The organism is Streptomyces incarnatus (assembly GCF_001027185.1).
Lineage (GTDB): Bacteria > Actinomycetota > Actinomycetes > Streptomycetales > Streptomycetaceae > Streptomyces > Streptomyces puniciscabiei.
This window is the reverse complement of the sequence record NZ_CP011497.1, coordinates 8,475,291-8,484,101: the sequence shown is the minus strand read 5'-3', so window position 1 is coordinate 8,484,101 and position 8,811 is coordinate 8,475,291. Positions and strand designations below refer to the sequence as shown.

The 8,811-nt window shown below is 68.7% G+C and carries 10 protein-coding genes and 1 pseudogene; 6 read left to right on the top strand and 5 right to left on the bottom strand.

Going from position 1 to position 8,811, the window contains the following annotated elements:
* A pseudogene (locus tag ABB07_RS38650) lies at positions 1–405 on the top strand (hypothetical protein); the annotation flags it as partial.
* Between the two features lie 220 nt (positions 406–625).
* Positions 626–958 carry a putative quinol monooxygenase gene (locus ABB07_RS38645; RefSeq protein ID WP_208903085.1) on the top strand — a complete coding sequence of 111 codons (333 nt, stop codon included), beginning with the start codon at positions 626–628 and terminating at the stop codon, positions 956–958.
* A 30-nt stretch (positions 959–988) separates the two neighbouring features.
* Here the strand turns inward: ABB07_RS38645 and ABB07_RS38640 are convergent, their stop codons facing one another.
* The 4 genes from ABB07_RS38640 to ABB07_RS38625 are packed head-to-tail and all read right to left on the bottom strand — an operon-like array spanning position 989 to position 4,209.
* A complete protein-coding gene (locus ABB07_RS38640; protein WP_208903084.1) occupies positions 989–1,555 on the bottom strand; it encodes a VanZ family protein in 567 nt (188 codons plus the stop codon).
* A gap of 54 nt (positions 1,556–1,609) precedes the next feature.
* Positions 1,610–2,338 carry a DUF3152 domain-containing protein gene (locus ABB07_RS38635; protein ID WP_208903083.1) on the bottom strand — a complete coding sequence of 243 codons (729 nt, stop codon included), beginning with the start codon at positions 2,336–2,338 and terminating at the stop codon, positions 1,610–1,612.
* Positions 2,339–2,386: 48 nt separating this feature from the next.
* Entirely contained in the window at positions 2,387–3,559 is a 1,173-nt protein-coding gene (locus ABB07_RS38630; RefSeq protein WP_208903082.1) for a sensor histidine kinase, read from the bottom strand.
* Positions 3,556–4,209: a response regulator transcription factor gene (locus ABB07_RS38625; RefSeq protein WP_208903081.1), complete on the bottom strand. Its 654-nt coding sequence runs from the start codon at positions 4,207–4,209 to the stop codon at positions 3,556–3,558. The genes ABB07_RS38630 and ABB07_RS38625 overlap by 4 nt, the downstream gene beginning before the upstream one ends.
* Before the next feature lie 175 nt (positions 4,210–4,384).
* On the opposite strand from ABB07_RS38625, the gene ABB07_RS38620 reads away from it, so the two are divergent.
* Genes ABB07_RS38620 through ABB07_RS38610 form a run of 3 tightly spaced genes read left to right on the top strand, consistent with a single transcriptional unit; the run spans position 4,385 to position 6,503 of the window.
* The gene (locus ABB07_RS38620; RefSeq protein WP_208903080.1) at positions 4,385–4,612 is read left to right on the top strand and encodes a hexameric tyrosine-coordinated heme protein; all 228 of its coding nucleotides are present in this window, start codon (positions 4,385–4,387) and stop codon (positions 4,610–4,612) included.
* 11 nt (positions 4,613–4,623) lie between these two features.
* Positions 4,624–5,085 carry a MarR family winged helix-turn-helix transcriptional regulator gene (locus ABB07_RS38615; RefSeq protein WP_208903079.1) on the top strand — a complete coding sequence of 154 codons (462 nt, stop codon included), beginning with the start codon at positions 4,624–4,626 and terminating at the stop codon, positions 5,083–5,085.
* Positions 5,085–6,503 (top strand): aldehyde dehydrogenase family protein, encoded by a 1,419-nt coding sequence (locus ABB07_RS38610; RefSeq protein ID WP_208903078.1) that lies wholly within the window; start codon positions 5,085–5,087, stop codon positions 6,501–6,503. Before ABB07_RS38615 ends, ABB07_RS38610 begins: the two co-directional genes overlap by 1 nt.
* Positions 6,504–6,891: 388 nt before the next feature.
* On the opposite strand, the gene ABB07_RS38605 is transcribed toward ABB07_RS38610, so the two are convergent.
* Positions 6,892–8,004, bottom strand: coding sequence for a catalase family protein (locus ABB07_RS38605; protein WP_208903077.1), 1,113 nt, complete (start codon positions 8,002–8,004; stop codon positions 6,892–6,894).
* Positions 8,005–8,643: 639 nt separating this feature from the next.
* Between ABB07_RS38605 and ABB07_RS38600 the strand changes: the two genes are divergently transcribed.
* Positions 8,644–8,811 (top strand): transposase (locus ABB07_RS38600; protein WP_208903813.1); only part of this gene is annotated, 168 nt, incomplete at its 3' end.

Here is an 8,811-nt window from a genome sequence, read left to right as displayed (position 1 = left end):
CAGGACACCGAACGTGCTGGCACCGACCATGAGGAAGCCCCACGTGCCGGAGTTGAAAGAGCCCCTCAGCGGATCGTAAGCGGTCGCAGCGACGAGCGCTTCGCGCTGGGCGGCGGGACGCTGTCCATTGCCTGGGACGTTCCCCGGAACCCGACCGGGATCCAGATCGGCGTCCGGCCCGGCTACGTCAAGGTCGTCCCGGAGTCCGGCCCCAACACCTTCCCGGGCCGGCTGCGGGGCGTCAGCGACCACGGCGCGCAGCGCGTGCTCGAGGTCGCCGGGCAGCTCGTCAGGACCAAGACGCCACGCGAGGAGGGAGTTCCGGTCGGCGAGGAGGTGCTCGTGCATCTGCCGCGCACCATGGTCCTTCCGTGCGTGGACGGCCGGTTGGTACTCCGATCGTAACGACCGTCGCATGCCCCCTCCCCCGCCCCGCCTCACCACGGCGGGCCACCCATCAGGCGACGCGCCGCACCGCCTGGGGCGCCGCCGCCCTACGGCGGTATGCCGCGACGCGTCCGCTGTCGTGAGGTCGGCGAGCCGACGACGACAACCGAGGTCGTACGATCCGCCGTACACAGCGCCTGTTTGATGCAGGACGCACAGACATCAGCGAAGGAATCCCATGATCTTCATCACCGCCAAGTTCCGGGTCCGTCCCGAGCACGCCGACCGCTGGCCCGAGATCGCCGCCGACTTCACCCGGGCCACGCGCGGCGAGCCCGGCTGCCTGTGGTTCGACTGGTCGCGCAGCGTCGCGGAGCCGACGGAGTACGTCCTGGTCGAGGCCTTCCGTGACGAAGAGGCCGGGGTCGCTCATGTGCAGTCCGCGCATTTCAAGGCCGCACAGCAGACGCTGCCGCCCCATCTGGTCGAGACGCCGCGCATCGTCAACGCGACCGTTCCGCAGGACGACTGGTCCCTCCTTGGGGAGATGGCGGTCCCGGAACAGGAGTAGCGCCCTGCCCGGACGCGTCCTCACCGGGCGTCAGCGAGCAGTGCGCTCACGGCACGACCGCGGCGGCTCCCCGCTCCGTCCGCTGCGGGTGCGGGGGAACGGCAGGGCGAGTGCGGTCATTCCCAGCGCCAGGCCGAGCAGATTGCCGGCGATGTCCTGGGCGTCGGCAGCGCGCAGCAGCCACGGCACGGCGTACTGCACGGCCTCGATACCGAACGGCAGCGCGGCGGCGGCCACAGCCGTCAGCACGGCACGTGTCCTCGGCCGTATCTGGGCTATGGCCACCCCCAGCGGGACGAACAGCGCGACATTCAGGCTCTGTTGGTTGACCGTGGCCAGTTCGGCAGGCCGGGGAACGTGCCAGCTCGTCTGCCAGACCGGATCTGCGTACCGGAGGTTGTCCATGTAGTGGGCGTCGAGGTTCGGAAGCAGGGTGAACGTGACGATGCCGCCGAGTGAGAGCACCAGGAGAAAGGCGGTGAACGGGACAACGCCGAGCCATCGGCCGAGCCGGTGGCGGCACAGCAGTGCGGCCAGGACGGAGAGCAGCGTCCCGGGCCAGAACAGCGGCGTGGCATGCAGAACTGCTTCGATCACGGAGGGTCCTTCAGGGTCGGCAGCGGTGGAGCCGGTGCGGGTCGGCGTCACGGCTCAGCGGGCGGCGGGGCGTTCGACGGGACGGCCTGCGCGGTCGAACGGCCAGGCATTGGGCGTGCAGCCGTGCAGTCCCTTGATCTGCTGCACCATCACGGGAGCCGGGTGACCCGGGCCGGGACAACGCTGGTGGCCGCGGCCGAGGCGATGGCCGACTTCGTGGTTGACGATCAGCGCGTGATAGGTGGCGGACCGGCCCCGGTAGAAAGGGCTCAGCAGCAGCCATCGCTTGAGGTCGACCACGACATCGGTACCGCCCTGGCAGTTGACCTCGCCGCCGGTGTCCAGGCCGAAGCGGGTGCAGAGCCGGTCCGTCGTGGCGGGAGAGGCCAGGTGCACCGCAAAGTCGTACGGCGGCCGGTCGACGCGTTGGAAGGCGGTGCCGCTCGCGGTCCAGCCACGCGGGTCCGCCAGGATGCGGTCGACCTCCCTGGCGAACGCCTGCGGATCCTGGCCGGTGCCGTCCTCGACGTCCACGGTGTAACGCAGCGGCTTGCCGTCGCCGGACACGGCCGGGCTGCCGGTGGCCCGGGTGAACGTACCCCTGCCGTCTCGCGGGACCTCCCCGGCCGGGGCGACGGTGCTGCCGGGTGACGCGGCGGCCTGCCCTCGGCCGTCGTCATTCCCGGCCAGGACGTACAGGCAGGCGAGGAGCGCTCCCAGCACGCCGACGGGCAGAACGGCGGTACGCCACGGATGTTCCTTCGTTGAACGGCGGTGCCTCATACGGCCATTGCACCGACCCCGGTGTGAACCGGGCGTGAGCGTCCGCTGTCACCGCCGCCTCGCCCCGGCGCTGCCTGCTCGGGCCGGCAGCGTCACGCACACGGTCAGCCCTCCCCCGGGGCGTGGCACGGCGACCGCATCACCGCCATGGGCCTGGGCCACGGCCCGTACGATGGACAGGCCCAGCCCGCTGCCGCGCGCCGATCCGATCCGGTCGGTGAGGCGGCGGAAGGGCTCGAAGAGCACGGGGATCTCATGCGCGGAGATCACCGCCCCGGTGTTGGTCACCTCGACCTGCGCTCCCCGCGCGCCGTGCCGCGTGGTGACCTCCAGGTGGCCGCCGCGCCGGTTGTGGCGCACCGCGTTCTCCACCAGGTTGCGGATCAGTTGCTCCAGCAGGATCGGGTCGCCGACGGTGCGCGCGGGAGCGAGCCGCTGTGCCATGCGCACCTCCTCTTGTGCCGCCTCCGGTCCGGCCGCCTCGATGACGGCCGCGCAGATGCCCGCCAGGTCCAGCGGAACGCGGTCGGTCAGCGCATCCTCGGCACGGGCGAGAGTGAGCAGGGCATCGATGAGGCGCTCGTGACGGGCGTTGACAGCGAGGAGATGGGCACCCAGCTGCCGGGTTTCGGGCGGCACGTCGCGCTGGTTCATCGCGACCTCGACCAAGGTCCGGTTGATGACCAGCGGAGTCTTCAGCTCGTGAGCCGCGTTGGCAATGAAGCGTTCCTGGCCCGCGAAGGCACTGTCGAGCCGGTCGAGCATCTGGTCGAAGGCGTCGGCCAGCCGCTTCACCTCGCCCGGAGGAAGGTCGAGGGCGATGCGCCGGTGGAGGGTCCGCCCGGCGATGCGCTCGGCGGTGGACGTGATCTGGTGCAGGGGACGCAGCAACCGTCCGGACACGAGCCAGCCGGCCGTCGTGGCGAGCACACCCACCACCAGGACGGTCAGACCGCCCTTGGTCAGCAGGTTCCTGCGCATCGAGTCCATGATGATGCTCTTGGTGCCTGCGTCACTGTCGGATGCGTGGTCGGGCGAGAAGACAATGTCCAGGCTGTACTGCATGCTGTTGCGCACCAGGATCACGGCCCCCGCGAGAACGGCCGCTGCGGCGATGAAGAACAGCAGGCCGAACACCGCGGTCAGGCGCAGCCGCAGACTCCCGCGCCAAGGGAGCCCGGGGCGTGCGGCGGGGTCCGGCCGCGAACCGTGTGGGCTCATCGGACGCGGTATCCCACACCAGTGACGGTCTCCACGACCTGCGGTTCGCCCAGTTTGCGGCGCAGCCCTCGTACGGTGACGCGGACGATCGTGGTGAACGGGTCGTTCTCGTCCCAGACGCGTTCCAGCAGCGTCTCCGCCGAGACCGGAGCGCCGGCCGCGCGAAGCAGCTCCTCCAGTACCGCGAACTCCTTTCGGGACAGGGCGACGGGGCGGCCGTCGCGGTACGTCTCACGGAGATGGGGATCGAGCCGGATGCCCGAGCGCTCCAGTACCGGCGGCTGCGGGGGCCGCGCGCGGCGGCCCAGTGCACGGATTCGAGCGACCAGTTCCGCGAAGGCGAAGGGCTTGGCGAGGTAGTCGTCGGCACCGATACTGAGCCCGGCGACCTTCTCGGCGACGGTCGTCGACACGGTCAGCATCAGTATCCGCACGTCGGTGCCGGAGGCGGCGGTGCGCCGGCACACCTCGTCACCGTGCAGCCTGGGCAGGTCACGGTCGAGCACCATCACGTCGTACGCGTTGACGGCCAGGCGTTCCAGGGCCGCCTCGCCGTCGTGTACGACGTCCACCGCGAACGTCTCCTGCCGCAGTCCCCGGGCAATGGCGTCGGCAAGCATCTCCTCGTCCTCCACGACCAGAACCCGCATGCCGTCCTCACCCCTCGTCCCCCAACGTCGTGCTCCGGATGCCCGCGGTGGGCGAGCGCCCGTACCCGTACAGAGGAGGCGGCGTGGAGAGAACGCGCGTTCACTCGCGCGCTTGACACGAAATGATTAGTGCGCAAATAATTAGCGCATTAATTCTTTCCCCTCGGAGGTCCCCATGGAACTCGTGCCTGGAAACAGCCTGATCACCGCCACTCCCGAGGAGGGCCGTGCCCTCGCCGTCAAGCTGGCCCGGTTGTCGGTGAAGGCCACACAGCCCGACGGCGACGTACGCCAGCGGCTGCGCCCGGTGTACGGGGAGAACGCGGACAGCCTGATCGCCGTGGCGCAGGTCGTCGCCACCGAGTTCGCCACCATCGCGGCAGCCAACGGGTACTGGCGCTGATGGAGCCCGGCATGAAGGCCCACCGGCTGTCCGAGCAGCCCTGCTTCGCTCTGTACAGCGTGGTCAACGCCATCACACGCGCATATCGCCCCCTGCTCGATCCCCTCGGGCTCACCTATACGCAGTACATCGCGATGATGTCGCTGTGGGAGGACGACGGAGTGGATCTACGCACCCTCGCCGAGCGCACGCATCTCGATCCGCCGACACTGACCCCGGTGGTCAAGCGGCTGGAGGCCAAGGGTCTGGTGAGCCGCGTCAGGGCAGCCCACGACGAGCGGCGGCTGGTGCTCACTGTCACCGAAGCCGGGCGGCAACTGCAGCACGAGGCACGGAACATCCCCGAGACGATGCTGTGTCAGGTGGGTCTGTCCGCCGAAGAAGAACGGCAGTTGCGCGCGCTGTGCGAACAGATCCGCCGCACGCTCGCCGACGACGCGCCTGCCGCCGCCCCGGAGACGAAGGTGGAGTAGTGAAGAACTATCAGGCCATCTACGTGGACGGCCGCTGGCGGACACCGCGGCAGAAGACGGTCCTGGAGGTGGAGAATCCTGCCACCCAGGAGGTCATGGGCACCGTTCCCTTGTCGTCGGCCGGTGACGTGGCCGAGGCCGTGCGTGCGGCACGCCGTGGGTTCGACACGTGGTCGCGCACCCCCGTGACGGAACGCCTCGGGTACCTGTCCCGGCTGCGGGATGCGCTGACCGCCCGGCACGAGGAGCTGGCGCACACGATCGTGGCCGAGGTGGGCGCCCCGATCTCCTTTGCCCGCACCGTACAGGCGGGTGCACCGCTGGCCCTGGTGACGTCCTACCTCGACCTGCTGCCGGAGTTCGACTTCACCGAGCGCCTGGGTGGCAGCGAGGTGATCAAGGAGCCGCTCGGTGTCGTCGGCGCCATCACGCCGTGGAACTACCCGCTGTTCCAGGCCGTTGCGAAGGTCGTTCCAGCACTGGCAGCCGGATGCACCGTCGTTCTCAAACCGGCCGAGGCGGCACCGCTGTCGGCGTACCTGCTCGCCGAGGCGCTGGTCGACGCAGGACTGCCGCGTGGAGTGTTCAACCTCGTACCCGGGTCGGGACGCGGCGCCGGCGAGGCCCTGGTGACACACCCGGGCGTGGACGTCATCTCCTTCACCGGCTCCACCCGCACCGGGCGCCGGGTGGCGGAGCTCGCCTCCGGCACGGTCAAGCGGGTCGTCTCCGAACTCGGTGGCAAGTCACCCAGCATCGTCCTGCCGGACGCGGACCTCCCCCATGCGGTCGCGGCCACCGTGGCGAGCGCGTTCGCCAACTCGGGTCAGACCTGCACCGCATGGACCCGCCTTCTGGTGCACACCAGCCAGTACGACGAAGCCGTCGACCTGGCGGCCAAGACCGCCGACAACTGCGTCGTGGGCGATCCGATGTCCGAGCAGACCACTATGGGACCACTGATCTCCCACGAGCAGCGGCAGCGCGTAAGAAGCTACATCGCCGAGGGCATGTCCGACGGAGCCCGCCTGGTGACCGGCGGCCCGGAAGCTCCCACCGGACTCGACACGGGCTACTACGTGCAGCCGACCGTCTTCGCCGACGTCCGGCCGGACATGTCCATCGCCCGCCAGGAGATCTTCGGCCCAGTGCTCTGCATCCTTCCCTACACCGACGAGGAGGACGCCGTACGCATCGCGAACGACTCCATCTACGGGCTCTCCGGAGCCGTCTGGTCCGCCGCCCCCGAAAGAGCCGCAGCAATCGCCCGCCGGATCCACGCCGGCCAGATCCAGATCAATGGCACGCAGATCGACCTGCTCGCTCCGTTCGGCGGCTGCAAGCAGTCCGGCAACGGCCGGGAACTCGGCCGCTACGGACTGGAGGAGTTTCTGCAGACCAAGGCCGTCCACGCCTGAACGTGGATCCGACGGCGCATCGGGCACGCAGCTCCGGGGATTCGCGGAGCTGCGTGCAACGGCCGGGCAGAGCAGACGGTGAACGCGATCGTCGCGGCGCAGCAGTCGATCCGCTGAGGCAGTCGCCACCCGGACTGGAGCGACAACACGGCCGGCGAACTGGGGAGGGGAACAGTCGCAGGCCCAGCAGGCCCCGGCCACCGGGTCCGCGAGGCAGTGCCACCCTGCGGCTCCCGACCCGCTACGTCCGTGGGCGGCGTCTGTTCGAGACCGGGATCTTCCCGATCAGGCCCCGCCGTACGACTTGAGGGGTACGCAGCATGTCGTGGTGGACACGATGCTCCTGCGGCCCGACGACGGCCGCTGCCCCGGCGTGGCGGCGAAAAGCTCAGCCCAGCAGCTCAGCACTGCCGACCGGTTCGCGCCGTTCTTGTCCGTTGATGCGGTGCCGTTCGATGGACGAGCGCCGGTACACCTCCTGCCGCACCCGCTGGATCTCGCCGATGGGCCGGTGTTCCTCGCGTGATCGCCACGGCGTGATCGATGTGGCGTCGGCGGCCGCCAGGTTGTCGTGCCCGCCGATGTCCTGGCGCGGGAGATCCACCCGGGCGACTGCCACCCAGGGGGACAGGTCCTCGGGCCACTTGACGGACGTGTTGTCCACCGGCATCCGGGCCAGATCGGTGTTGAGCTGGACCTGGAGCTCGAAGGAGTGGTCCCGCTCCGCGGCCTCGGCCACCAGGGTGCGGCGGAACGCCTCGTTATCCGCGCGCACATCCACGATCGGGTGCGTGAGGGAGGCCAGGGACGCGGCCGTCGGCACGGTACGGATTTTGGCGATGTGGTCGCCGTACCGGAAGGCGCCCATGCTGTTGTAGGTGTACGACAGCAAGTTCTGGCGCGGAACGGCAGTGAACGACAGCATGGCGAGGAGTTCGTCCCACAGCCAGCTGTCGGGATCCGTGAGCGTGTGTCGGCGGGTCAGGAACTCCGCCATCCAGGTCTTGCGGCGGACTGGGTCCACCAGGGCCTCGGGCAGTTCGGCGAACAAATCCTCGATCACCATGTAGTCGTAGGCGGTGTTCGCGAAGAAGACCTCGTTGTTGATCAGGTTGAGGTCGAAGGTGCCGCTGTCTCGTTCGTCCTCCAGCAGTGAGGGGCCGGCAACCCCGAACAGCTTGATGCCCATTCCGCACGCCGCGCCCAACTGATGGTCCGGGCGGTGGTGGCCCAAGCCGTTCGAGTAGCGGACAACGGCGTCGTACGCGGTCGGCCGGGCGAAGATTCCCTGCCCGTAGAAGCCAGAGTTGTCACCGACCGTGACCGTGGCCTTGAGGAGCCCATAGGTCTTTGCGTGAGCAGCGCGAACAGCTCGACCGACGGTTTCCCGCTCGACCGAGGCGCGAGTACGACGTGCCACCTGGGCGACAACTTCCTCCATCTCCTCCTCGTAGGACGGGCGTTCGATGGGACGGTATTCCTCGTAGCGGACGGGCTTCATGATGCCGCCTCCCTGTCGTGATGCAGTGTCCACAGACGCTAGTACGCAATTTGATTGTGCACAACGTAACTGTGGGCCATCACACGTGCCCGCGGCATCCCACCTGCTCCCTGAATGTGAGGGACCGAGCGCGGTGCGGATCACCGAGCCACAGCTCGGCCAATTCGGGGCTTGGTAGGCCGAGACAGGCAACTGGACCACCGGCCGGGCCTTGACTGAGGCGTGGGTTACATACCGGCGCCAGATGAAGACAAAGTCGCGCGGCCTGCGTATTGCCCTCCCAGAGACGAAGAAGGGAGACCCGCCACCGGGGCGCCCGCTTGAGTTGGCCGTGTGCGCCAGCTCAAGCGCTCAGCTCCCCTTGTCGCACGGGTTGGGCGAGAAGCCTCGCCCCCTGGCCCCTCACCAGCCTGTTAGAGGGCGTTTATGCAGGTCAGGCCCTGTATGCGGCTCTCGTTCCTGTCCTTGTTTGGGGGCTTTCATTCGGTAGGCCGTGTATGACCTTCTGCGTGACGAGGGATCGGCCATCCGTCTCGTTCGCTTCTGTGTCTGGAAGTCTGTCTGGTTTGAAGATGCCCCGGAATCGCCTGATGGGCAGCGGAACCTGGTCTTCCGGCTCGCCCGTGATCACGCTACGCCGTGAGCGAGCGCAAGCCGTACCCCAGCGACCTGTCCGATGCCCGATGGGCCCTGATCGAGCCGACGTTGACGACCTGGAGAAAGGCCCGGCTCGACCGCAGACCGACCGGACAGTCGGCCAAGGTCGATTTACGGGACGTCTTCAACGCAATCCTCTATGTGAACCGT